The sequence below is a fragment of the Streptomyces sp. NPDC021225 genome (assembly GCF_044332865.1).
In the GTDB taxonomy this organism is placed as follows: domain Bacteria; phylum Actinomycetota; class Actinomycetes; order Streptomycetales; family Streptomycetaceae; genus Streptomyces.
Genome location: NZ_JBIRPV010000001.1, coordinates 486,817 through 510,806 on the forward strand (window position 1 = coordinate 486,817; position 23,990 = coordinate 510,806).

Genomic DNA, 23,990 nt, shown 5'->3' on the forward strand with positions numbered 1-23,990 from the left:
TCATCGGCCCTCCGCGCTCAGATCGACTTGGGACAGGTCGACGGGGGACAGGCGGACGGACGGATCGAGGCGGTTGACGAGATGGATCACCATCCCGGCGGTCCCGACGAGGAGGCTGTTGGTGTGCGCGTACCGGCTCCGTGTGTCCGCGGCCTTGCGGGTGAACACCTCGGGGCGCAGCCAGGTCCGCTCGATGACCGCGACCTCGGCGCGCAGCGAATCCTCTGTGCTCGCCACGGCGGAGAGGATGTCGTGGTTGCCGAGATCCCCATGGCACCAGGTCAGATTGCGCCCGAAGCCACGGCGGAGCATGTTGCCCACGGCCACCTTCCGCATGCGCTCCACCGACTCGTCGCCGGTCATCGCGCCGTACGCGCTCAGGGCGAGCGCGATGCCGGCCGAGCCGTGGCACCAGCCGGTGGCGAAGGACCAGGGGGTGGCCACGTTGGAGTACCAGTCGCCCTCACGAGGGGCGTAGAAGTCCCGCAGCCGCGCGATCAGGCGGGACAGCGTGGCGTCAACGGTTCCTCGTTGCTGCTCGGGCAGGCGCGGGTAGGCCCGGCTCAGCGCGTGGATGACACCGCTCACCCCGTGTCCGAAGCCGGACTGGTCGAGTACGGGGTGATGGGCGTCCGGCCGCAGGGCGTCCGTGAGCATGGCCGTCAGCGCGGCGGCCGACTCGCCGGCGTGCGGTCCGCCGATCGCCGTCACGCAGGACAGGACGCCCGCCAGTCCGCTGATCATGTCCAGGGGCCGGTCGGCGGCAGGGTGAGCGCCCACGAGATCGAGCACATCGGGCACCGCCTGCTGCGCGGTGCGGACCCAATCGGGCTGTCCGAGCAGCCTGCCCGCCGCCGCCAGCGCGAACGGCGTGCCGGCCGATCCGGCGTAGGCCGAGAAGGGCGCCGTCTGCCGTGTGTCCGATGTCTCGGACGGTGTATCGGACAGGCCCTCCGCGATGGCCGAGAAGATCTGTGTGGCGAGGCCCCGGTAGGCGGGGTGGTCCAGGACGCGGCCGGCCGCCGCCAGGGCCAGCGCGGGGCCGACCCTCCCTGTGTACAGGTCGTATCCGAGCACCGCGGGCGGCCATGGCCGATTGGACTGGGCGGAGGCGAGCGGACCGATCCAGGTGTGGGGAAGATCGGCGTACCGGTCGGGCAGGGCCGAGGCGACCATGGTGTCGCACAGCCGGGTCACGACCCCGGCGAGCGTGTCGTCCGGGTTCCCCGTCGACCGCCCGCCCGCCGTGGCGCCGGGCAGCGGGGGTTCGAAGTCGTCGGCCGAGGCCAGATGGTCGTCGGGGAAGCGGCAGGAGAAGGCAGAGCGGATGAGCCTCAGCTGCTCGCTCACCTCGAACTCGGTCAGGGCGGTGACCTTCGCCGCGGCCAGATCGAGTGGCGATGTGGTCAGCACCGCCCCGACCTCGGCGCCCTCGCCGTCCATGAGGGCCACGTCCGCCGCGGCGACGGTGAAGTAGGGGATGTCGCGCCCCGCGAGCTGCCGCAGCTCGGAGCGGACGATCGCGCGCGCGGCGGACTGGCTGGCAATGGCCACCCGCTTCAGCACCGCCAGATAGGACGCGCGGTAGCTCATGGCCCGGGCGCTCGACGCCGTACGCAGCGTCTGCGCGTACACCATCGTCGGATGGTGGAGGTAGCGCACGCGCACACCGGCGGCGGCCTTGCGCACCAGCGCCGTCCAGCGCCCCTTGTCCGACATCACCGCGCGGCACACCCGGACGAATCCGGCCGCCATCCCCTCGCCGAGCGCATGGACCTCGTCCTGGCTCAGCGTCCCCACGACCGTCTGCCGTTCCTCCGCCGCCTGCTTGCTCAGCGTCAGTCGCACCTCGTCGGTGAACGGGGCCTCGAACTGAAGGGACTTGAACGGCGACTCGCCGCCGCCCTGTTCGCCGAGGAAGCCGAGGTCGACATAGCCGGAGTCCTCGTCCCGGCCGCCCATGAGCAGGGGCAGGATCCCGATGCCGTAGACCGACTGTGTGATCCTGTGATGGGCATTGTCCGGTGTCTCGGCGGGCGTACCGAGGTGGAGCCGGACGGGCTGGAGGATCGTCTCCAGATCGATCGGCACCGGGCCGCGGCGGGTGGCCACGACATTCTCGAAATGCATGTCCTGCGCGTTGAGCAGGTACATCACGGCGGCGAGCTCGCCACTGGCCTGCATGAACGGTGCGGAGATGTCGGCGACGTCCTCCGCCGCCACGTACTCCACGTATCCATAGCCGGCCCGCTCCAGGACCTTGGCGGCGACCAGGGAGGTGCCCAGCCAGTCGTTGGCCTCGCGGGCGATGACGGTGTACGCGGCCTCGCAGGACACGTCCCGTGGCTTGTAGGCCAGCTTCCTGCCGGACCGGAACTCGAGGACGGACACGCTGCGGCCGTGGTGGTGCGCGTCGCCGTCGGCGAACCCGCAGGAGACGACCTGGTCCGCCGGGTCGATGCCGAAGGTGGCGGCGATCGCGTCCCGGTCGGCCGTGAGCCTCTGGCAGAGCTCCCGGAAGTTATGCGCCTCGTAGGTCAGCACGACGCGTGTGACATGCCGCAGTACGGGAAACGACAGGCCGCTCAGTTCCTCGAAGGACCCGCGGATCGACTGGTCGACGAAATGCTGGTACCGCAGAGCCGGGTCCGCGCCCATGAGCCGACCGTGCCGGCGTGCGTGGTTGATGGCGGCGACCAACGGCCTGGTGTACACCTCGCGCAGCCGGGCCTCGGCACGCTCCAGCAACTGCCGCAGCACAGCCGGGGGATCGGCGAACAGCGGCGCGAACGGGGTGACAGGATCGGGGTCCGCGAGTGAGGCGGCGGCGATTCTGATGATCCTCTGGAACGGATAACGCTCGGGCGCCGCGCACCACTGCACCACCGCGGCGCGGATGGCCGGGAGCTCGGTGGCACGGGGACTTTCTGTGCCTCGAAACACTTCGAGGGTCTGTGCGTCGAATTGCGCCAGCGGCGCAATGGCATCCGAGATCTGGGCTTCGCTCAGTTCCGGATAGTACGGGGCTGTGGTTTTCACGACTCGTCATACTCCATATTCATGTGGACGCGCCGGATTTGGCGGACGGGGCGGAACCGGGGGCCCGTACGCGGGCCCCCGTTCCACCGCGATGCGTTACGCACTCACCGAACCGGGCACCCGGCGCTCAGCACCTGCTGGTGCACTTGGTGGTGGGGCAGAACGCGGCGGAGACCGCGGTGGCGACCCCGGCCTGGATGGCGGTGATACCGAGGATGAGACCGGTGGCGACGCACGCGGGCCCGGTGCCCCCGTGGACGTCCGCCTCGCTCAGTTCGACGAGCTCGGTTTCGTCCCATGCGCCGAGGATGTCCGTGTCCTTCTGCATGGCAATTCCCTTCTGTGTTTGGTTCGTCAGTTGCAGTTGGGCTGGCATTCCTTGGTCAAGGTGCAGAACAATCCGAACCCGCCCTTCCCTCCGTAGTGCGCACTGACGCGCATGATGAAGGGGGCCATTTGGTCCGGGCCGATCGTGCCGCCGTTCTGTGCGGCGTCGTGGAGGTCCTGCTCCGCGAGCTCTTCCACGAGGGGAACGTCGCCCTCGAATTCCTCACGCATTTTCTTTCTCCTTCGTCGGATTGAATACGGGCGCCGAGCGCCCCGCTGTTCCGGCGGCCCGTGAATTCAGTCTGCGAGGCCGTTGTTGACTGGCCGCATCGCGAAGAGCGGGGTTCGCGCACAGGCCGTGCATACGGCCCGCACAGGCGTCAGGCGGCCGGCGCCAGCGCCGCCACGAGGCGCTGGGCTTCCACGCGGTCCCAGTTCAGCGCCGCGGTCCGCATCGCCGCGACGTTCGGCGGCAGGTCGAGCCCCAGGTCGTCGGCGAACAGGCGTTGACACCGGCCGATGACGTCCAGGGCGCCGACGGCGTCGCCGTTGATGCAGTGCACCGCGGACAGCAGCTCCCAGAAACGCTGCCGATAGGGCGCCTCGGCGATGGCGCTCTCGATCCGATAGGAGAGCGTCTCGGTGCGGTCGGCCAGAACGGCCGCGGTGAACAGGTCCTGGTACGCGTCGAAGCGCGCGCTGTTGAGCCCGGCGACATGGGCGCCGAACCAGCGGGTCGGCGGCAGACTCGGGCCGAACGGACCGCGCCACAGAGCCACCGTCTTCTCCAGCGCGGCCACCGCCCGGTCCGCGTCGCCGCGCAGGAGCAGGTTCCGGCCGTGCCGGGCGGACACCATGAACATCGGCACGTCGAATTCCTCGGGGGCGACGTCCAACGCGTAGCCGCTGAGGCTGCCGCGACAGGTCCGCACCCGCCGGCTCAGGCCCGGTTCGATGTCGTCGAGGTCGCGGCGCAGGGCCGTGAGGTGACTGCGGATGTTGGCCGCGGCGGAGGCGGGCGGTTCGTCCCACAGCAACTCGGTGAACTCGGCCACCGTGATGGCCTGCCCGGCGCGGAGCAGAAGGGCGGTGAGAATGGCCCGCCTGAGCGGCGAGGCCGGTTCGTGTCCGCCGAGGACTTCCATGGGGCCGAGAACTCTGAAGAGCATGAGCGATTCCGCTGCCCGCGGTTCCCGGTCGATGGTCGAGAGGGCCGCCGTTTTCCCCTCGCTTTTCATGGCTGTGTTTATGGCCGTCAACTCTCTTCTCCCCGTTTTCCAGCTCGTCGAGATCGAGCAGACCGTGATGTCGCTTGATTGCCGGCAACAAAATTCCTACCAAGGCGGACCGGGGGGAACAACGGATGGACGTCGTCCCGGACAGTCCGCCGCCGTCCGGTCCCGGTCGACGCTGTCCGGCCTGGTCAGAGACGCGCGCGACGGTCGTCCGGGACGTCCCGGACGACCGTGGGAATTCCTCTGTCGCATATCCGGGGGAGGCTCGGACATGTAGAGGCGGAAGCTACGGAAGGAAGCCATGCTTCGTACGCCGACGTGTTCATCCCATGAACGTCGACGACATCGTCGGAGAGACATTCCTCGCCGCGGGCGCGGCCTTCGTGGCCACCTGCCGAAGCGGCGGCGGGCGGCCTACCAGCCGCCCGTCGCCAGCTCGGCCACGACCGCCGCGTGGTCGGAGGGCCAGACGCCGACCTCGTCGACGGGTCCGTCGCCCGCGCGGCGTACGGAGCGGACGTGGCCGAGGCCGTCGGGTCCCGGCGGGCCGACGTGGATGTAGTCGATGCGCGCGCTCGGCTCGAAGGTCCGGGCCACGTACGGGTTCGCGGCGTCCCAGGTGGCCGACGGCGCCGCCGGGTCGGCGTACTCCCAGGCGTCCAGCAGCACCTGCCCGGGGACGGCGGGGGCCGTGCGGTAGCCGCCGTGCAGCCGCATCTCGTCGGAGTCCGGCCAGGCGTTGAAGTCCCCGGTGACCACCGCCGGGAAGGGCGTGGCGCCGCGGCGCTCGGCGATGAACCGGGCCAGGGCGGTCACCTGGGCGCGGCGCACCGCGGACTCGTGCGGGTCGGCGTTGAGGTGGGTGGTGAAGAACGGCACCGCGTGGCCGGGCGCGTCCACCAGGGCGTACAGCGCCAGCCGCCCGTCGTCCGGGCCGCCCGCGGCCGGCAGCCGGGCCACGTCCCGCTCGGCGATGGGCCAGCGGCTGAGCACCGCGTTGCCGAAGTCGATGGTCGGGTCCCCGATGCGGCGCTGCCACTTCTGGGGGCGGTCGGAGGCGGCCCAGGTCCAGTGCATGCCGAGTTCCCCCGCGAGCCACCCCGCCAGGTTCTCGGCGCCGTCCGCCCACACCTCCTGGAGGCCGAGCACATCGGGCCGTACCGAGCGCAGGGTGGCGAGGATCGCCTCGCGGCGTCGCTCCCAGGGGCCGAACCGCCACCAGACGTTCCAGGTCATCACCCGCATCCCGCCGCTCCCGCCTTCCGGTCCCGCGCGTGATCACCCTCCCGGTGTGATCATCACCGGCTCGACCATATGCGGCGCGGGCGGCGGCGGGGAGGATGCCGAAACTCCGGGAATTCGTGCAACCCTTCCGGCCCCGCGCGGGTCGTATCTGGCGTCAGGCTTCCTGGGGGGATCCGGGGGGATCGAGAGGAAGCCTTGCGGAGGGGGAAACGAGGGGCCCGGCCGATGGCCGGGCCCCTCGAAATATGTCCTTAAATGTCCGCGTGTGCGCCCGGCGGGCGGCCGGTCAGAACGGCACGCCGCAGCGCAGCAGCACATTCGCGTACGGCCGCGCCTCGCCCGTGCGCACCACCAGCCGCGCCGCCGCCGTCCGCGCCTTGAGCTCCTCGTGGGGCACCAGCTCCAGCGCCGGGCCGGGGAAGAGGCCGTCCAGGAGGGCGGTCGCCGACGGGTTGTGCTCCCGCACCTCTAGGGCCGCGGTCGCGCCCTCGATCACCAACTCGTCGAGCAGCGCCGTCAGCACCTGCTCGAAGGACGGCACCCCCGCCACGAAGGCGAGGTCGACCACGGGCGGACCGGCGGGCCCGGCGGGGATCGGCAGCCCGGCGTCGCAGACCATCACCGTGTCGGTGTGGCCCAACTCGGCCAGCGCCCCGCTCAGCTGACGATGGAAAATCCCGGACCGCTTCACAGCGCCGCGACCTCCTCCGCCGTGGGGAAGGACTCCTGCGCGCCGTCGCGGGTCACCGCGGCCGCGCCGACCCGTACGGCGAACCGCACCGCCGTCTCCAGGTCCTCGCCGAGGCCCAGGCGCCAGGCCAGTGCGCCGGTGAAGGCGTCCCCGGCGCCCGTGGTGTCCACCGCCTTGACCGGGAGGCTCGGGACCAGGGCCGTACGGTCGCGGTCGGCGACCAACGCGCCCGCCGCGCCCAGGGTGACCACCACCGAGCGCGGGCCGCGCGCCAGCAGGGCGGCCGCCCAGGCCTCGGGGGCCTCCTCGCGGCCCGCTGGGTCGTCGCCCAGCAGGAAGCGCGCCTCGTGCTCGTTGACCACCAGCGGATCGCAGACGGCCAGCACCTCGGCGGGGAGCGGGGCGGGCGGCGAGGGGTTGAGGACGACCCGCGGGCCGCCCTCGCCCGTGCCGTCGCCCGTGCCCTCGCCCCTGCCCTCGCCCGTGTCCGCGCCGCCCCGTGCCGTACGGACCACCTCCGCGACCGTGGCGACCGTGTCCAGCGGGATCTCCAGCTGAAGCGAGACCACACGGGCCGAGGCCAGCAGCGCCGCGGCGGCCCGCACGTCCTCAGGGCTCAGCCGGGCATTGGCGCCGGGGGAGACCACGATGCTGTTGTCGCCGGACGGATCCACGGTGATCAGCGCCACGCCGGTGGGCGCGCCGCCGACCAGGACACCCGCGGTGTCCACGCCCGCCGCCCGCTGCGACTCGAGCAGCAGCCGGCCGTAGGCGTCGTCGCCCACGCGGGCCAGCAGGGCCGTACGGGCGCCCAGCCGGGCGGCGGCGACGGCCTGGTTGGCGCCCTTGCCGCCCGGGTGGACGACGAGGTCGGAGCCGAGGACGGTCTCCCCGGCGGCCGGGCGGCGTTCGACGCCGATCACCAGGTCGGCGTTGGCCGACCCTACGACCAGCAGGTCGTAGTCGGGCATCCTGCACGTCCTTTCGCTTCGCTGCATATGTGCGTGTGTGAGTGAGGGGTTCGGGCGCTCCGGCCGGCCCCGGGGCGGGGCCGGCCGGACCCGCGTCACTTCGCGGCGACGACCTTCACCGGCACCTTCACCGTCTGGTCGACCTTCTGCCCCTTCGCGATCTTGATCGCGTTCTGCACGGCCATCTTGCCGAGTTCCTTGGGCTGCTGGGCGACCGTCGCCGCGAGGGTGCCCTTCTGGACCGCCGTCAGGCCGTCGGGGGTGCCGTCGAAGCCGATGACCTTGACGGACTTGCCGGCCTTGGAGCCCAGGGCCTTGACCGCGCCCAGCGCCATCTCGTCGTTCTCGGCGAAGATTCCGTTGATCCCGGAGTGCGCCTGGAGCAGGTTGGTGGTGACGTCCAGGCCCTTGGTGCGGTCGAAGTCCGCGGGCTGCTTGGCGACGACCTGGATGCCCGGGTAGGCCTTCAGGCCCTCCGCGAAGCCCTGGCCGCGCTCGCGCGAGGCCGAGGTGCCGGCGGTGCCCTGGAGGACCAGGATCCGGCCCTTGCCGCCGAGTTGCTCGGCGAGCGTCTTGGCGGCGAGCTTGCCGCCCGCGATGTTGTCGGAGGCGACGAGCGTGGCGATGTCCGCCTTGTTGACGGTGCGGTCGGCCGCGAGCACGGGGATGCCGGCCTTGTTGGCCGCCCTGACGGACGGTCCTGACGCGTCGGAGTCCACCGGGTTGATGATGATCGTCTTCACGTTCTGGCTGGTGAAGTTCTGTATCTGGTTGGCCTGCTGGGAGGCGTCGTTCTGCGCGTCGGTGACGGTGAGGCTGATCCCCTGGGCCTTGGCCTCCGCCTGCGCGCCCTGCTTCAGCTGGACGAAGAAGGGGTTGTTGAGGGTCGAGACCGACAGGGCCACCTTGATCTTGCCGCCGCTGCCGGAGGAGTCGGAGCGCCACACCGCGGCGCCGATCACCACCGCCACCACGGCCACCGCCGCGACCGCGTACTTGCCGATCTGGGCGGGCGTCATCCTGCCCCCGGGGCCGGCGGAACCACCCGCGGCGCCGCCGGGCGCGCCCGGGCGGGACCCGGCGCGGCGGCGCACGGTGTCGAGCAGCACGGCCAGCGCGATGACGACGCCGATGACGACCTGCTGCCAGAAGGCGGAGACCTCGAGCAGGTTGAGCCCGTTGCGCAGCACGGCGAGGATCAGCGCGCCGATGAGCGTGCCGGAGGCCTTGCCGACGCCGCCGGAGAGGCTGGCGCCGCCGATGACGACCGCGGCGATCGCGTCGAGTTCGTAGCCGACCGCGGCCTGCGGCTGCGCGGAGGACAGCCGGGAGGCGAGCACGATGCCCGCGACGGCCGCGAACGCGCCGGACAGGGCGTAGATGGCCAGCTTCTGGCGGTTGACGCGGATGCCGGAGAGCCGGGCGGCCTCCTCGTTGCCGCCGATCGCGTACATGGCGCGGCCGACGTACGTACGGGCCAGGAGGCCCGCGGTGAGCAGGCCCATCACGACCATGACGATGACCGGGACCGGCAGCCAGCCGCCGATGGTGTCGCCGAGGTGGGAGACCGAGTCGGGGAACGGGATCGGGCTGCCCTGGGAGATGACCAGGGACAGGCCGCGGCCGACCGACAGCATGGCGAGGGTGGCGATGAACGGCGGGAGCTTGCCGAAGGAGATCAGCGCGCCGCTGACCAGGCCGCAGGCCAGGCCGGTGGCGACGGCGAGGATCACCGCGAGCCACACCGGCAGGCCCTGAGAGGTCGCGGACCAGGCGAGCACGGTCGCCGACAGCGCGGCCACCGAGCCGACCGACAGGTCGATCCCGGCCGAGACGATGACGAAGGTGACGCCGAAGGCGAGGATCGCGGTGACCGCCGCCTGGACGCCGACGTTGAGCAGGTTGTCGGTGGTGAGGAAGTCGCCGGACAGCAGCGACATGGCGGCGAGGAGCAGCACCAGGGCGCTCAGCGCGCCGTTGTCGAGCAGCACCCGGCGCAGCGCCGACGTGCCCCCGGAGCCCGGCCGTACCTGGCGGGGCTTGATCGTGTCAGTGGCCACGGGAGCCCTCTCTTTCCTTGTCGTCGCCGAGCGCCTCGAGGGCGTCGGCGTTGACGGTTTTGACGTCCTTCACGGCCAGGGCCATCACGGCGTCCTGGGTCGCTTCCTGGCGGCCCAGTTCGCCGGTGATCCGGCCCTGTGCCATGACCAGCACCCGGTCGCTCATGCCCAGCACCTCGGGGAGGTCGCTGGAGATCATCAGCACCGCGTGCCCGGAGGCGGTGAGTTCGTTGATGAGCTGGTAGATCTCGACCTTGGCGCCCACGTCGATGCCGCGGGTGGGTTCGTCGAGGATGAGCACCTTGCTGTCGGCGAGCAGCCACTTGCCGATGACGACCTTCTGCTGGTTGCCGCCGGACAGGGTGCGTACATGCTGGTCCAGACCGGCCATGCGGACCGCGAGCTGCTCGGAGATCCGGGCCGCCGCGCGGCGCTGTCCGGCCCGGTCGACGAGCCCGGCGCGGGTGGCGCGGCGCAGCGTGACCAGGCCGAGGTTCTCCTGGACGGAGGCGTCGAGCACCAGGCCCTGGCCCTTGCGGTCCTCGGGGACGAGCCCGATGCCGGCGGCCATGGCGGCGCCCACGTCGTGGCGGGGGAGCCGCTCGCCGAGGACCTCGATGGTGCCGGAGTCGTAGGGGTCGGCGCCGAAGACGGCGCGTACGACCTCGGTGCGGCCCGCGCCGACGAGCCCGGCGAGCCCCACCACCTCCCCGGCGCGCACCTCGAAGGCGACGTCATGGAAGACGCCGTTCCGGGTCAGCCCGTCGACCTTGAGCAGGGGCGCTCCGGCCTCGGCGGGCTGCCGCGGGTACTGCTGCTCGATGGAGCGGCCCACCATCAGCCGGACCAGCTCGTTCTCCTCGGTGGAGGCCGGGACCTGGGTGACGCTGCGGCCGTCGCGCAGGACGGTGACGCGGTCGCCCAGGGCGGCTATCTCCTCCAGGTGGTGGGTGATGAAGACGATGCCGACGCCGTCCGCGCGCAGGGTGCGGACGATCCGGAAGAGCTTGTCGACCTCTTCGGTGGTGAGCACCGCGGTCGGCTCGTCCATGATCAGGACGCGGGCGTCCAGGGACAGCGCCTTGGCGATCTCGACCATCTGGAGCCGGGCGATGCCCAGGTCGCGGATGCGGTCGGCGGGGGAGACGTCCACCCCGACGCGGGCCAGCAGCTCGGCGGCCCGCTGGTGCATCGCCTTGCGGTCGATCAGCCCCAGGCGGCGCGGCTGGCGGCCGAGGAAGATGTTCTCCGCGACGGTGAGGTCGGGGACGAGGTTGAACTCCTGGTAGATGGTGGCGATGCCGAGCCGCTCGGCGTCCTGGGCGCTGTGGATGCGCGCCGGGGAGCCGTCGACGAGGATGCGGCCGCCGTCGGGGCGGTGGGCGCCGGAGAGCATCTTGATCAGCGTGCTCTTGCCCGCGCCGTTCTCGCCCAGCAGGACGTGCACCTCGCCGCGGCGCAGGTCGAAGTCGACGCCGTCGAGCGCGACCACTCCGGGGAAGGTCTTGCGGACACCCTCCATGCGCAGCAGCTCGGCCGCGCCCTCCGCGCTCGGCGGCACGCCCTGCGGCGGCTGTATGGCGCTCGGCGTGCTCATGGCTTGCTCCCTTCGGGCTCGCCGCACGAGCGGCGGGTGACCAGGCGGGCGGACAGGATCACCGAGTCGGTGGTCCGCCCCTCGACGCGGTCGATCAGCGCGCGCACGGCGGCGCGGCCGAGTTCGCCCGTCGGCTGGGCGATGGCGGTGATCGGGGGATCGGTGTGGACGAACCACGGGATGTCGTCGAACGCGGCGAGCGCCACGTCGTCGGGCACCCGCAGGCCGCGCGCGCGGATCTCGTCCATCGCGCCGAGCGCCATGAGGTTGTCCGCGGCGAAGATGACGTCGGGGGGTTCGGGCAGGTCGAGGAAGCGGGCGGTCATCCGCCGTCCGCTGTCCGCCTGGAAGTCGCCCTGCCCTATGTGGTCGGCGGGCAGGGCCAGGCCGAACTCGCGCAGCGCGGACCGGAAGGCCTCCACGCGCTCGCGGCCGGTGGTGGTGGCGGCCGGGCCGGCGATGATGGCGAGCCGGCGGTGGCCGAGCGCGCACAGATGGGCCACCAGGTCGCGTACGGCGCCGCGGCCGTCGGTGCGGACCACGGGCACGTCCACGCCCCTGATCCAGCGGTCGACGAAGACCATCGGAGTGCCCGAGCGGGCGGCGTCCAGCATCAGCGGGGAGCCGCCGTCGGTGGGGCTGACCAGCAGGCCGTCGATGCGGCGGTCCATGAGGGTGCGCACATGGTGGTCCTGAAGGTCGGGGCGCTCGTCGGCATTCCCGATCACCACGCTGTAGCCCAGCGCGCGCGCCTCGTCCTCGACCGAGCGGGCGAGCTCGGTGAAGAACGGGTTGAGTACGTCGCTGATCACCAGCCCGAGGGTGCGGGTCTGGTCGGTGCGCAGGGAGCGGGCCACGGCGTTGGGTCGGTAGCCGAGGTCGGCGACGGCGGTGAGCACCCGGTCACGGGTGTTCGCGCGGACGGACGGATGGTCGTTGAGCACGCGGGAGACCGTTGCCACGGACACTCCGGCGTGGTGCGCCACGTCCTTGATGCTCGCCATTCCACCTCCTCGTGGAATCGATTACAAAGAGGATTGGAATCGATTACACGGGGCCGGGCAAGGGTGCGGCGGCACTCGAAACCGGATCGTAATATTCCGGTCGATGGCCGCCCATGATCGGCTCCGCGGGAGTTGTGCACAGGGTTGTGCACAGGGCCGGGGGCGTGTCGGCGTCCGGCGGTACCGTCGGGACATGCTCAAACTCGCGGTGGTCGAAGGGGTCCTGGAGCGGATCACCTACGCCAATGAGGAGAACGGCTACACGGTCGCCCGGGTCGACACCGGCCGTGGCTCCGGCGATCTGCTCACCGTCGTCGGCTCGCTGCTGGGCGCGCAGCCGGGCGAGTCGCTGCGGATGGAGGGCCGCTGGGGCTCCCACCCGCAGTACGGCAAGCAGTTCACCGTCGAGAACTACACCACCGTGCTGCCCGCCACCATCCAGGGCATCCGGCGCTATCTGGGCTCCGGCCTGATCAAGGGCATCGGGCCCGTCTTCGCCGACCGCATCACCGAGCACTTCGGCCTGGACACCCTGCAGGTCATCGAGGAGGAGCCGAAGCGGCTGATCGAGGTCCCCGGCCTCGGCCCGAAGCGCACGAAGAAGATCGCCGATGCCTGGGAGGAGCAGAAGGCGATCAAGGAGGTCATGCTCTTCCTCCAGACGGTGGAGGTGTCCACGTCCATCGCCGTGCGGATCTACAAGAAGTACGGGGACGCCTCGATCTCGGTCGTGAAGAACGAGCCGTACCGGCTGGCCGCCGATGTGTGGGGCATCGGCTTTCTGACCGCCGACAAGATCGCCCAGTCCGTCGGCATCCCGCACGACAGCCCCGAGCGGGTCAAGGCCGGCCTTCAGTACGCGCTGTCCCAGTCGACGGACAGCGGCCACTGCTTCCTCCCCGAGGAGCAACTGATCGCGGACTCGGTCAAGTTGCTCCAGGTCGACACCGGCCTGGTCATCGAGTGCCTGGCCGAGCTGGCGGACGAGGAGGGTGTGGTGCGCGAGAGCGTGCCGGGCCCGGACGGGGGCGAGCCGGTCACGGCCGTCTATCTGGTGCCCTTCCACCGCGCCGAGATCTCCCTGGCCGGCCAGGTGCTGCGGCTGCTGCGCGGCGGGGAGGACCGCATGCCCGCCTTCCAGGATGTGGACTGGGACAAGGCGCTGGCCTGGCTCACCCGGCGCACCGGCGCGGATCTGGCCCCCGAGCAGAGCGAGGCGGTCCGGCTCGCGCTGACCGAGAAGGTCGCGGTGCTGACCGGCGGGCCAGGCTGCGGCAAGTCCTTCACCGTGCGGTCCGTGGTGGAGCTGGCGCGCGCCAAGAAGGCCAAGGTGGTGCTCGCGGCGCCCACGGGCCGGGCCGCCAAGCGGCTGGCGGAGCTGACCGGCGCCGAGGCGTCCACGGTCCACCGGCTGCTCGAGCTCAAGCCCGGCGGGGACGCGGCGTACGACCGGGACCGGCCGCTGGACGCCGATCTGGTGGTGGTGGACGAGGCGTCCATGCTCGATCTGCTGCTGGCCAACAAGCTGGTCAAGGCGGTTCCGCCGGGTGCCCATCTGCTCTTCGTCGGGGACGTGGACCAGCTGCCGAGCGTGGGCGCGGGCGAGGTGCTGCGCGATCTGCTGTCCGAGGGCAGCCCCGTCCCGGCGGTGCGGCTGACCAGGATCTTCCGCCAGGCGCAGCAGTCCGGCGTGGTCACCAACGCCCACCGGATCAACTCCGGGGTGCCGCCGATCACCCACGGCATGCCCGACTTCTTCCTGTTCGCCGAGGAGGACACCGAGGCCGCCGGGAAGCTCACGGTGGATGTGGCGGCCCGTCGGATCCCCGCCAAGTTCGGCCTCGACCCGCGCCGTGATGTGCAGGTCCTGGCCCCGATGCACCGCGGCCCGGCCGGCGCCGGCACGCTCAACGGACTGCTTCAGCAGGCCGTCACCCCGGCCCGGCCGGATCTGCCCGAGCGCCGCTTCGGCGGCCGGGTCTTCCGCGTCGGCGACAAGGTCACCCAGATCCGCAACAATTATGAGAAAGGGGCCAATGGGGTCTTCAACGGCACGGTGGGCGTTGTCACCTCCCTCGACAGCGACGAGCAGTGTCTGACCGTGCTGACCGACGAGGACGAGGAGGTGGCGTACGACTTCGATGAGCTGGACGAGCTGGCACACGCCTATGCGGTGACCATCCACCGCTCGCAGGGCAGCGAGTACCCGGCCGTGGTCATCCCGGTGACCACCGGCGCCTGGATGATGCTTCAGCGAAATCTGCTCTACACGGCGGTGACCCGCGCCAAGCGCCTGGTGGTGCTCGTCGGCTCGCGCCGCGCCCTGGGACAGGCGGTGCGCACGGTGTCGGCGGGCAGAAGGTGCACCGCGCTGGACCACCGGCTCGCCACTTTCGGCCGATGAGGTTTGGCACGAGTGTCGGAGCGAACGTGTCGGGAGGGTTTCCGGACCGTCACGAACGGGGCAGGATGGCCGTGGACGCGGCACTCAGTGCCGCAAAAAGGCCCTTCGGCCGACCCCGAGTGCACGTTCATCGTCCGAATGGGGGAAGGTGGGGGGAGTCAGGGCACCTCGAAGAAGAGAACCAGACGTCGGTGAGGGATGACGTGAGTGACAACTCTGTAGTACTGCGGTACGGCGACGGCGAATACACCTACCCGGTGGTCGACAGCACTGTTGGTGACAAGGGCTTCGACATCGGCAAGGTTCGCGCCCAGACCGGTCTGGTGACCCTGGACTCCGGTTATGGCAACACCGCCGCCTACAAATCCGCGATCACCTATCTCGACGGTGAGCAGGGGATCCTGCGCTACCGCGGCTACCCCATCGAGCAGCTGGCGGAGCGCGCCACGTTCCTCGAGACGGCCTTCCTGCTGATCAACGGGGAGCTGCCGACCGTCGACGAGCTGGCCGAGTTCCGGGACCAGATCACGACGCACACGCTGCTGCACGAGGACGTCAAGCGGTTCTACGACGGCTTCCCGCGCGACGCCCACCCGATGGCGATGCTGTCCTCCGTGGTCAGCGCGCTGTCGACGTTCTACCAGGACAGCCACAACCCGCACGACGAGAAGCAGCGCTACCTCTCCACGATCCGGCTGCTGGCCAAGCTGCCCACCATCGCGGCGTATGCGTACAAGAAGTCCGTCGGCCACCCGTTTGTCTACCCGCGTAACGACCTGGGTTATGTCGAGAACTTCCTGCGGATGACCTTCTCGGTCCCGGCGCAGGAGTACCAGCTCGACCCGACCGTGGTCAGCGCCCTGGACAAGCTGCTGATTCTGCACGCCGACCACGAGCAGAACTGTTCGACCTCCACGGTCCGCCTCGTCGGCTCCTCGCAGGCCAACATGTTCGCCTCGATCTCGGCGGGCATCAGCGCCCTGTGGGGCCCGCTGCACGGTGGCGCCAACCAGTCGGTGCTGGAGATGCTGGAGGGCATCCAGGCCTCCGGCGGCGACGTCGACTCCTTCATCCGCAAGGTGAAGAACAAGGAAGACGGCGTGAAGCTCATGGGCTTCGGGCACCGCGTCTACAAGAACTTCGACCCCCGGGCGAAGATCATCAAGTCGGCGGCGCACGATGTCCTCTCGGCGCTCGGCAAGTCCGACGAACTGCTCGACATCGCGCTCAAGCTCGAAGAGCACGCTCTTGCCGATGACTACTTCGTGGAGCGCAAGCTCTACCCGAACGTGGACTTCTACACCGGTCTGATCTACCGGGCGATGGGCTTCCCGACCGAGATGTTCACGGTGCTGTTCGCGCTCGGCCGGCTGCCGGGCTGGATCGCCCAGTGGCACGAGATGATCAAGGAGCCGGGCTCGCGCATTGGCCGTCCGCGCCAGATCTACACGGGCGTCGTCGAGCGCGACTTCGTCCCGGTCGAGCAGCGCTGACACCCGGTGCCACGCACGGCCTGAAAGAGGTCCAGGAGAGGGCTGGAAGAGGCCTGGACGAGGCGTAGGGAAACGCGAAAGCGCCCCGCTGCCGATCCCCCCACGGGTCGGAGCGGGGCGCTTCCATTCCCGGTTACGGATTCCCCCCACGGGATCCGGCCGGGTGTCCGCTGGCCGCACACGAGCCTTGCTTCGGTGCGGCACGCGATCTGCCGGGACGCGTACGTGCGGGAGGGCCGCTCAAAGCTCCCCGAGTACGTCGCCCCGGCCACGCGTAGCGGGATCCGTCCCCCAAGACGAATCCTCACCGCCCCATTAGACTCCCCACCCCCCATGATGGTTACGTTCGGTCGCCTGTGATCTGCGTCTCTTGCCATATGGGGGCGTAAAAGGGCAAGAGCCTCGATCTGAAGATCAGGGCCCCGGTGTATGGGTGTTGTGCGGCTTATGGGGACTTGGTGAATCTATGGAGATTCGGTGAAGGTCCGCAGTCGCAGGCTGTTGGTGACCACGAAAACCGACGAGAACGCCATCGCGGCGCCCGCGATCATCGGGTTGAGCATCCCGGCCGCGGCGAGCGGCAGCGCGGCGACGTTGTAGCCGAAGGCCCAGAAGAGATTGCCCTTGATGACGGCCAGGGTCCGGCGCGCCAGTCGGATCGCGTCCGCGGCCACCCGCAGATCGCCCCGCACCAGCGTCAGATCGCCCGCCTCGATGGCGGCGTCCGTCCCCGTGCCCATCGCCAGGCCCAGGTCGGCGGTGGCCAGGGCGGCCGCGTCGTTGACCCCGTCGCCGACCATCGCGACCGTACGGCCCTCCGCGCGCAGCCGCCGGATCACGTCCACCTTGTCCTGCGGCAGCACCTCGGCGATGACCTCCTCGATGCCCACCTCCCGCGCCACCGACTCGGCGACCAGCCGGTTGTCGCCCGTCAGCAGCACCGGGTCCAGGCCGAGGCCGCGCAGCCGGGCCACGGCCTCGGCGCTGGTCTCCTTGACGGCGTCGGAGACCGACAGCACGCCCCGTGGGCGCCCGTCCCAGGCCACGGCGATCGCCGTGCGCCCCTCGGCCTCGGCGGACGCCTTCGCGGCCGCCAGATCGTCCGTCAGCCCGATCCCATGGGCCGCGAGCAGCTTCTCGCGGCCGACGAGGACCGTGTGCCCGTCCACGACGCCCTGGACGCCGAGACCGGGCACGCTCTCGAAGTCCTGGGCCGTGGGCAGGGCGCCCGCGCGGGCGGCCGCCCCGTCGGCCACGGCGCGGGCCACCGGGTGCTCCGAGGCGTGCTCCAGGGCCCCGGCCAGCCGCAGCAGTTCGTCCTCGGCCACGCCGGGCGCGGGGTGGACGCCGTGCAGCCGCATCCGTCCCGTCGTCACCGTGCCGGTCTTGTCGAGGACGACGGTGTCCACGCGGCGGGTCGACTCCAGCACCTCGGGGCCCTTGATCAGGATGCCGAGCTGGGCGCCGCGGCCGGTGCCGACCATGAGTGCGGTCGGGGTGGCCAGGCCCAGGGCACACGGACAGGCGATGATCAGCACGGCCACGGCGGCGGTGAACGCGGCGGTCGCGTCCCCGGTCAGCAGCAGCCAGGCCGCCAGTGTGCCGACGGCGATCAGGACCACGACCGGTACGAAGACCCCGGAGACGCGGTCCGCGAGGCGCTGCACCTCCGCCTTGCCGTTCTGCGCGTCCTCCACCAGCGCGGCCATCCGGGACAGCTGGGTGTCGGCGCCCACGCGGGTGGCCTCGACGACCAGGCGGCCGGAGGTGTTCACGGTCGCGCCCGCCACGCTGTCGCCCACCGCGACGTCCACCGGCACCGATTCGCCGGTCAGCATGGCGGCGTCCACGGCCGAGGCGCCCTCGACGACCGTGCCGTCGGTGGCGATCTTCTCGCCGGGGCGCACCACGAAGTGGTCGCCGACGGCCAGCCGGGAGACCGGGACGCGGACCTCCCGGCCCTCGCGCAGCACGGCCACGTCCTTGGCGCCCAGCTCCATCAGCGCGCGCAGCGCGGCGCCCGCCCGGCGCTTGGACTTCGCCTCCAGATAGCGGCCGAGGAGGATGAAGGCGGTCACCCCGGCGGCGGCCTCCAGATAGATCGTGGACGACCCGTCCGTACGCGCGACGGTGAGGTCGAAGCCGTGGCGCATGCCGGGCATGCCCGCGTCGCCGAAGAACAGGGCCCACAGCGACCAGCCGAAGGCCGCCAGGGTGCCGAGGGAGACCAGGGTGTCCATGGTGGCCGCGCCGTGCCGGGCGTTCGTCCAGGCGGCCTTGTGGAAGGGCAGACCGCCCCAGACGACCACGGGGGCGGCGAGGGTGAGGGACAGCCACTGCCAGTACTCGAACTGGAGCGAGGGCACCATCGCCAGGAGGACGACGGGCGCGGACAGCACGAGCGAGACCAGGAGGCGGTGGCGCAGCGCGTCGCTCTCCGGGTCGGTGGGGGCGGCCTCCCCGGTGGTGCTGTCGGGCGCCGCTTCGGGCCCGGATCCCGGCTCGGGCTCGGGTTCCGGTTCGGCGGGCTTCGGCGGCTCGGCGGTGTAGCCGGTCCGGATGACGGTGGTGATCAGATCGGTGATCTGGGTGTCGCCGCCGTAGGTGACCTTGGCCTTTTCGGTGGCGTAGTTGACCGTGGCGGTCACGCCGTCCATGCGGTTCAGCTTCTTCTCGACGCGTGCCGCGCAGGAGGCGCAGGTCATGCCGCCGATGGTGAGCTCCACCTGTGACGTCGGGGCCGTCGTCGGGGCCTGCTCCGCTGTGGGCGGCTGCCCCTTCGCGGCTTCCGGGGCCGTGCTGGTCATTCTCGGTCTCCTGGGAGGAGGGCCGGGCCGTGCGGGTGGGCGAGTGGGCGCCGCGCGGCCCGGCGGGGGTGTCGTCGGGCGCTCAGGCCTGGCCGGTGAGCTCGTAGCCGGCCTCGTCGACGGCGGCGCGCACGGCCTCCTCGTCCAGCGGGGCGGCCGAGATGACGGTGACCTGACCGGTGGCGGCGACGGCCTTGACGGAGCTCACGCCGTCGATGGCGGAGATCTCCTCGGACACGGCCCCCTCGCAGTGGCCGCAGGTCATGCCGGTCACCTGGTAGACGGTGGTGACGCCGGACGCGGTGGTGGCCTCGGTGCTCATGGCTTCTCCTGTGGTGAGCGGGGCGGATGCGGCTGTGTTCATCGTGGTCAGGGGGCAAGGGTGACCCGGTGGCCCTGATGATGACACCATGATACCCCTAGGGGGTATGGAATGGGCCGACCTCCCCCTTCTTTCCCGGGGCGCCGTGTCGGACGGCGGTCGGCGGGAGGCGGTCGCGGTCAGGGGGTGCGGGAGGGCATCCCCGCGCCGATGATCGGGGCGAGATAGCCGTGGAGGGAGGCCTTCAGCTCCTCGACGTATGCGTCCCGCTCCTCGCCCTCGTGGGCCAGTACGAGCTCGAGACCCGCCTTGAACAGGGAGAACACCATTGTCGCGGTGCGGGTGCGGCGGTCGGCGGGGAGCGCGGGCTGGATGAGCTCGATCAGCTCCTCGAGGCGCGCTTGCAGGGCCACATGCAGCGCGTCGTGCTCCTCGGTCATCAGGCCGGGGACGTCGCCCGAATGGATGAGCGTCAGAAAGACGGGGTTCTGGCAGTTGAACTCGACCATCGGGTCGATCACCGAGTCCAGCATCTCGGGGAGCGGGAGCGAGGCGTACTCGGGGGTGAAGAGTACGCCGTGGGCCTCCCGCATCTGGTGGGTGAGGCGCTGGCCGAGCTCGACGGCGATGGCCTCCTTGTTCGGGAAGAACTGGTACAGCGTGCCGGGGGAGACGCCGGCTTCGCGGGCGATGGCGTTGGTGCTCGCCGCGGCGTAGCCCGTCCGGCTGAACACATCGGCCGCGGCGTCGAGCAGCTGCTGGATCCGGCGCTCGCCGCGCGCCTGCCGCCGGCGCGGCTTCGCTTCGCCGGCGGGCCGGTCCGCCTTGGTCTCGGTCACGCGTCCATCATCCCCAGTTTTCGATCCGCATTGACAAACACGAGCGCCCGCTCGCATTCTTGAGAAACGCGAGCGGTCGCTCGTGTTTGCCGCTCCTTGGGCAATCAGCGACCCATGCTGCCTGCGACAACGACGGCTGGGCGCATGGGCACAGGTGAAGGGGACACCGCGCTATGACCGTTGTCAACCGGCCGCACGAGAGCCGGGGCAGAGGCTGGACGGGGGTGGTGACCGCCCGTCCGCGGCTGACCCTGCTGCTCGCCCTGCTGTTCACGGCCCTGGCCGTCGTGGCCGGCAGCGGGGTCGCCGACCGGCTGGGAAGCGGCGGCTGGCAGGACCCGGCCGCCGAGTCGGCCTACGCCACCAAGGCGCTCGAGAAGCACTTCCCGGCCTCCCAGCCGAATCTGCTCCTGCTCGTCGACACCGGCAAGGCGACGGTGGACACCCCGGCGGTCGCCGCCGAGGGCCGCGCGCTGGCCGGAAAGCTCGCGGGCGAGCCGTCGGTCACCGGCGTCACCTCCTACTGGGACGGGGCCGCCGGCCTGCGGGACAGGGACGGGCGCGAGGCCCTGATCGCGGCGCGGATCGTGGGCGACGAGACCGCCGCCTCGAAGACGCTGGAGCGCATCGCCCCCGCCTACCGGGGCGACCACGGTCCGGTGAAGGTCTCGATCGGCGGCCCGGTCGCGGTGCGCCATGAACTTCAGACCACCATCCAGGAGGATCTGCTGCGGGCCGAGATGATCGCCCTGCCCATCACCCTGGTGCTGCTCGTCATGGTCTTCGGCAGCGCGGTCGCCGCCCTGCTCCCGCTGGGCGTGGGCATCATCGCGATCCTGGGGACCGACGCCGTGCTGCGCGGCCTCACCGAGTTCACCGATGTCTCGGTGTTCGCCCAGAACCTGACCACCGCGCTCGGCCTCGGACTCGCCATCGACTACGCCCTGTTCATCGTGCGGCGCTTCCGGGAGGAGCTGGCCCGGGGCGCCGGGACGCTGCCCGCCATCGCCGCCACGCTGCGCACCGCGGGCCGTACGGTGCTGTTCTCCGCGCTCACCGTCGCCGTCTCGCTCGCCGCGATGCTGGTCTTCCCGCAGTACTTCCTGCGCTCGTTCGCCTACGCGGGCATCGCCGTGGTGCTGATCGCCGCGCTGGCCGCGCTGGTGGTGCTGCCCGCCGCGCTCGCCCTGCTCGGCGAGCGGGTCAACGCGCTGGACCTGAACCGGCTGATCCGGCGCGGCCGCCGGGAGCGCGGCGAGTCCGGGGCGGGCTGGGCCCGGGTGGCCCGGCTGGTGATGCGCCGGGCCCCGCTGTTCGCGCTGGCCACCACCGCCGGTCTGATCGTTCTCGGGCTGCCCTTCCTGCGGGTGGAGTTCGGCACCGCCGATGACCGCCAGCTGCCCGCGAGCGCCGAGTCCCATGTGGTCCAGCAGCACATCAGGGACAACTTCCCCGGCAACCCCGGCGGAGCGATCGACATCCTCGTCGACTCCCGGCCCGGCCAGGCGGCCCTCGCCGACTACAGCGGCCGGATCTCCGCCCTGCCCGGGGTGGCGCGTGTGGACAGCCCGGCCGGCCGGTTCGCCGGCGGCCGGCAGGTGGCGGAGCCCGGCCCGTCGGAGGCGCTGCGCGCCGCCGACGGCGCCGCGTACATCACGGTGCTGTCCAAGGGCGAGGTCGTGGACCAGTCGAGCCAGCGGCTGGTGCGCGACATCCGCGCCCAGCACCCGCCGTTCGCCGCCTCGGTCACCGGCGTCGCCGCGGTGCTGGTGGACAGCAAGCACTCCATAGCCGAGCGGCTGCCCTGGGCCCTCGCCATCATCGTGGTCGTCACCCTGCTGCTGGTCTTCCTGCTCACCGGAAGCGTGCTGATCCCCCTTCAGGCCGTGCTGCTCAACGCCCTCAGCCTCACCGCGATGTTCGGGGCGGTGGTGTGGGTCTTCCAGGAAGGGCATCTCTCCGGCCCGCTGTCCTTCACCAGCACCGGGGACATCGAGACGACGTTGCCGGTGCTGATGTTCTGTGTGGCCTTCGGACTCTCCATGGACTACGGGGTGTTCCTGCTCTCCCGGATGAAGGAGGAGTACGACCGCACGGGCGACCACCGGGCCGCCGTCGAGTTCGGCGTGCGGCGCACGGGCGGGCTGATCACCGCGGCCGCCGTGATCCTCGCCGTCGTCATGGTGGCCATCGGCACCTCGCGGGTCACCAACACCAAGATGCTCGGCCTCGGCATCGCGCTGGCCGTCCTGATGGACGCCATGGTGGTGCGCAGCCTGCTGGTGCCCGCCGTGATGCGGCTGACCGGCCGGGCGACCTGGTGGGCCCCGGCCCCGCTGCGCCGGCTGCACGCCCGTATCGGCCTCAGCGAGGGTGAGTCCACGGGCCCGGCCCCCGGCGCCGCCCCCGTCGGGGGCGCGGACGACGGCGAGCGCGGCCCCGCGCGGGACGAGGCGCGGCGCCGGGTGAGCGCGGGCGGCTAGTGCCTGGCCGGGGGCGGGCCAGGGGCGTCCGCCCCCTACGCCTCAGGCCCGCGGCGGGAGCGGTTGCCGGGTCTGAGGGTCACCCAGGTCCGGATGGTGTCCGCGTACCAGAACGGCTTGCCGCCCTCCACGAGATCGGGGGGCGGCAGCAGGCCGTGCTTGCGATATGACCGTACGGTGTCCGTCCGCACGCCGATGTGCGCGGCGATCTCCTTGTACGACCAAAGCCTCCGGTCGGTCATCTCTCGCGCCTTCCTCCGGGCGCCGCAGTCACGGTCCGCGAGGGGCCGTTGGGGGAAACTGCGGCGCGACCGCTTGTGATCACTCAGCCTGTGCCCGGTCAACGACGGTGAGTGACGCGCTGGTAGGCGTTGTTGAAGGCTTGTGACGGAAGGATCGCCGAGATGTGACGGCCGTGACAGCCGGGTGACTCAGCTGTAGAACGCGGGTCGTTCGATCATTTCCACGACCGTGCGCTCACCGGTGGTCTGGGCCCGGACCCCCGCCTCGGAGACGGCGGCGGCCGCATAGCCGTCCCAGGTGCTGGGGCCCTCCACCGCGCCGCGCCGGGTGGCGTTCACCCAGGCCTGGACCTCGCGGTCGTACGCCTCCTCGAAGCGGGCCACGAAGTCGGGGGCGATCTCGCCGCCCCAGCCGCTCGCGCGGTTGATCAGCATGCCGTGGGCGTCGCCGACCCGCGCGGTGCCGCGCTCGCAGACCGCCTCGGCCTGCACCTGATAGCCGAAGCCGCAGGTCACGAAGATCTCGACGTCGACGAGCGCTCCGCCGTCGGTCTCGAAGATCACCAACTGCGGGTCCCCGAGCCCCTCGGGGGCATTCGCGGTGGGGGCCGGGCGCAGCACGGTCACCGCGGTGATCTCCTGCTCCAGCAGCCAGCGGGACTGGTCCATCTCGTGCACCACCGAGTCGGTGATGAGCATGTCGCTGGTGAAGTAGGAGTGCACCGAGGCGTTGCGGTGGCGGCAGTGCAGCAGCAGCGGACGCCCGAGTTCGCCGCCCGCGAGCAGCGACTTGAGCTTCATGAACTCGCTGTCGTAGCGGCGCATGAAGCCGACCTGGACCCGGCGGTGGCCCAGCCGCTGCTCGGCCTCCAGCACGCGCAGCGCGGACGCCGGGTCCGGGGTGAGCGGCTTCTCGCACAGCACCGGCAGGTCGTGCTCGAAGGCGGTGAGCAGCGCGGCCTCGTGGGCCGGGCCGGGCGAGGCGATCAGCACCGCGTCCACGTCCGGGGCGGCCATGGCGGCGGCCGGGTCGGTGTAGGCCCGGGCGCCCTCGACACCGTCGGCGACATGCTTGGCGCGGGCCTCGTCGATGTCGACGACGGCGGCCACCCGCGCCCCGCTGATCACGTCGTTGATCCGGCGGACGTGGTCGGCGCCCATCATGCCGGTACCGATGACGGCGACTCCGAGCGTCCCCTGCTGCGTCATGGTGTGTCTTCTCTCCCTGTTC

General features: G+C 71.3%; 18 protein-coding genes. 3 read left to right on the top strand and 15 right to left on the bottom strand.

Annotated features, from left to right (window positions below; translation table 11 throughout):
* From ACH4S9_RS02240 to ACH4S9_RS02285, 10 genes are all read right to left on the bottom strand, one after another.
* Entirely contained in the window at positions 1–3,039 is a 3,039-nt protein-coding gene (locus ACH4S9_RS02240) for a type 2 lanthipeptide synthetase LanM family protein (protein WP_398369262.1), read from the bottom strand.
* A 127-nt stretch (positions 3,040–3,166) separates the two neighbouring features.
* The gene (locus ACH4S9_RS02245; RefSeq protein ID WP_311729640.1) at positions 3,167–3,367 is read right to left on the bottom strand and encodes a class II lanthipeptide, LchA2/BrtA2 family; all 201 of its coding nucleotides are present in this window, start codon (positions 3,365–3,367) and stop codon (positions 3,167–3,169) included.
* A 26-nt stretch (positions 3,368–3,393) separates the two neighbouring features.
* Positions 3,394–3,597, bottom strand: a complete 204-nt coding sequence (locus tag ACH4S9_RS02250; protein WP_311729639.1) for a plantaricin C family lantibiotic — start codon at positions 3,595–3,597, stop codon at positions 3,394–3,396.
* Positions 3,598–3,746: 149 nt separating this feature from the next.
* The gene (locus ACH4S9_RS02255) at positions 3,747–4,535 is read right to left on the bottom strand and encodes a BTAD domain-containing putative transcriptional regulator (RefSeq protein ID WP_398369265.1); all 789 of its coding nucleotides are present in this window, start codon (positions 4,533–4,535) and stop codon (positions 3,747–3,749) included.
* Between the two features lie 480 nt (positions 4,536–5,015).
* The gene (locus tag ACH4S9_RS02260) at positions 5,016–5,846 is read right to left on the bottom strand and encodes an endonuclease/exonuclease/phosphatase family protein (RefSeq protein WP_311729637.1); all 831 of its coding nucleotides are present in this window, start codon (positions 5,844–5,846) and stop codon (positions 5,016–5,018) included.
* A 286-nt stretch (positions 5,847–6,132) separates the two neighbouring features.
* Positions 6,133–6,537: a D-ribose pyranase gene (rbsD, locus tag ACH4S9_RS02265; RefSeq protein ID WP_361182765.1), complete on the bottom strand. Its 405-nt coding sequence runs from the start codon at positions 6,535–6,537 to the stop codon at positions 6,133–6,135.
* The gene (locus ACH4S9_RS02270) at positions 6,534–7,508 is read right to left on the bottom strand and encodes a ribokinase (RefSeq protein ID WP_311729635.1); all 975 of its coding nucleotides are present in this window, start codon (positions 7,506–7,508) and stop codon (positions 6,534–6,536) included. The genes rbsD and ACH4S9_RS02270 overlap by 4 nt, the downstream gene beginning before the upstream one ends.
* A 95-nt stretch (positions 7,509–7,603) precedes the next feature.
* Positions 7,604–9,568, bottom strand: coding sequence for a substrate-binding domain-containing protein (locus tag ACH4S9_RS02275; protein ID WP_361182761.1), 1,965 nt, complete (start codon positions 9,566–9,568; stop codon positions 7,604–7,606).
* A complete protein-coding gene (locus tag ACH4S9_RS02280; RefSeq protein ID WP_311729725.1) occupies positions 9,558–11,090 on the bottom strand; it encodes a sugar ABC transporter ATP-binding protein in 1,533 nt (510 codons plus the stop codon). The genes ACH4S9_RS02275 and ACH4S9_RS02280 overlap by 11 nt, the downstream gene beginning before the upstream one ends.
* A gap of 71 nt (positions 11,091–11,161) precedes the next feature.
* Positions 11,162–12,169, bottom strand: coding sequence for a LacI family DNA-binding transcriptional regulator (locus tag ACH4S9_RS02285; protein ID WP_311729633.1), 1,008 nt, complete (start codon positions 12,167–12,169; stop codon positions 11,162–11,164).
* Between the two features lie 193 nt (positions 12,170–12,362).
* Here ACH4S9_RS02285 and ACH4S9_RS02290 point away from each other — a divergent pair, with 193 nt between their 5' ends.
* Together ACH4S9_RS02290 and ACH4S9_RS02295 are read left to right on the top strand one after the other, a co-directional pair.
* Positions 12,363–14,573 carry an ATP-dependent RecD-like DNA helicase gene (locus tag ACH4S9_RS02290; protein WP_361182758.1) on the top strand — a complete coding sequence of 737 codons (2,211 nt, stop codon included), beginning with the start codon at positions 12,363–12,365 and terminating at the stop codon, positions 14,571–14,573.
* Between the two features lie 203 nt (positions 14,574–14,776).
* Entirely contained in the window at positions 14,777–16,066 is a 1,290-nt protein-coding gene (locus ACH4S9_RS02295; RefSeq protein WP_311729631.1) for a citrate synthase, read from the top strand.
* Positions 16,067–16,530: 464 nt separating this feature from the next.
* Here the strand turns inward: ACH4S9_RS02295 and ACH4S9_RS02300 are convergent, their stop codons facing one another.
* The 3 genes from ACH4S9_RS02300 to ACH4S9_RS02310 form a co-directional block, all read right to left on the bottom strand.
* Positions 16,531–18,873 (bottom strand): heavy metal translocating P-type ATPase, encoded by a 2,343-nt coding sequence (locus ACH4S9_RS02300; protein WP_398369269.1) that lies wholly within the window; start codon positions 18,871–18,873, stop codon positions 16,531–16,533.
* An 82-nt stretch (positions 18,874–18,955) separates the two neighbouring features.
* Positions 18,956–19,195 carry a heavy-metal-associated domain-containing protein gene (locus tag ACH4S9_RS02305; RefSeq protein ID WP_311729629.1) on the bottom strand — a complete coding sequence of 80 codons (240 nt, stop codon included), beginning with the start codon at positions 19,193–19,195 and terminating at the stop codon, positions 18,956–18,958.
* A gap of 179 nt (positions 19,196–19,374) precedes the next feature.
* The gene (locus tag ACH4S9_RS02310; protein ID WP_352128366.1) at positions 19,375–20,034 is read right to left on the bottom strand and encodes a TetR/AcrR family transcriptional regulator; all 660 of its coding nucleotides are present in this window, start codon (positions 20,032–20,034) and stop codon (positions 19,375–19,377) included.
* 173 nt (positions 20,035–20,207) lie between these two features.
* On the opposite strand from ACH4S9_RS02310, the gene ACH4S9_RS02315 reads away from it, so the two are divergent.
* Complete coding sequence (locus ACH4S9_RS02315) at positions 20,208–22,517, top strand: MMPL family transporter (RefSeq protein ID WP_398369272.1); 2,310 nt, start codon at positions 20,208–20,210, stop codon at positions 22,515–22,517.
* Between the two features lie 35 nt (positions 22,518–22,552).
* Here ACH4S9_RS02315 and ACH4S9_RS02320 read toward each other — a convergent pair whose 3' ends face one another.
* Both ACH4S9_RS02320 and ACH4S9_RS02325 read right to left on the bottom strand, forming a co-directional pair.
* On the bottom strand, positions 22,553–22,759 hold the full coding sequence (locus tag ACH4S9_RS02320; protein WP_311729626.1) for a MerR family transcriptional regulator: 207 nt from the start codon (positions 22,757–22,759) through the stop codon (positions 22,553–22,555).
* Between the two features lie 189 nt (positions 22,760–22,948).
* Entirely contained in the window at positions 22,949–23,968 is a 1,020-nt protein-coding gene (locus ACH4S9_RS02325) for a Gfo/Idh/MocA family oxidoreductase (protein ID WP_311729625.1), read from the bottom strand.
* Between the last annotated feature and the right edge of the window lie 22 nt (positions 23,969–23,990).

Bases quoted from the DNA above. Each gene is read 5' to 3' on its own strand.
- ACH4S9_RS02245 (WP_311729640.1), bottom strand. From the start codon at position 3,367: ATGCAGAAGGACACGGACATCCTCGGCGCATGGGACGAAACCGAGCTC.
- ACH4S9_RS02250 (WP_311729639.1), bottom strand. From the start codon at position 3,597: ATGCGTGAGGAATTCGAGGGCGACGTTCCCCTCGTGGAAGAGCTCGCG.
- ACH4S9_RS02255 (WP_398369265.1), bottom strand. From the start codon at position 4,535: ATGCTCTTCAGAGTTCTCGGCCCCATGGAAGTCCTCGGCGGACACGAA.
- ACH4S9_RS02260 (WP_311729637.1), bottom strand. From the start codon at position 5,846: ATGCGGGTGATGACCTGGAACGTCTGGTGGCGGTTCGGCCCCTGGGAG.
- ACH4S9_RS02270 (WP_311729635.1), bottom strand. From the start codon at position 7,508: ATGCCCGACTACGACCTGCTGGTCGTAGGGTCGGCCAACGCCGACCTG.
- ACH4S9_RS02280 (WP_311729725.1), bottom strand. From the start codon at position 11,090: ATGGAGGGTGTCCGCAAGACCTTCCCCGGAGTGGTCGCGCTCGACGGC.
- ACH4S9_RS02285 (WP_311729633.1), bottom strand. From the start codon at position 12,169: ATGGCGAGCATCAAGGACGTGGCGCACCACGCCGGAGTGTCCGTGGCA.
- ACH4S9_RS02290 (WP_361182758.1), top strand. From the start codon at position 12,363: ATGCTCAAACTCGCGGTGGTCGAAGGGGTCCTGGAGCGGATCACCTAC.
- ACH4S9_RS02300 (WP_398369269.1), bottom strand. From the start codon at position 18,873: ATGACCAGCACGGCCCCGGAAGCCGCGAAGGGGCAGCCGCCCACAGCG.
- ACH4S9_RS02305 (WP_311729629.1), bottom strand. From the start codon at position 19,195: ATGAGCACCGAGGCCACCACCGCGTCCGGCGTCACCACCGTCTACCAG.
- ACH4S9_RS02315 (WP_398369272.1), top strand. From the start codon at position 20,208: ATGACCGTTGTCAACCGGCCGCACGAGAGCCGGGGCAGAGGCTGGACG.
- ACH4S9_RS02320 (WP_311729626.1), bottom strand. From the start codon at position 22,759: ATGACCGACCGGAGGCTTTGGTCGTACAAGGAGATCGCCGCGCACATC.
- ACH4S9_RS02325 (WP_311729625.1), bottom strand. From the start codon at position 23,968: ATGACGCAGCAGGGGACGCTCGGAGTCGCCGTCATCGGTACCGGCATG.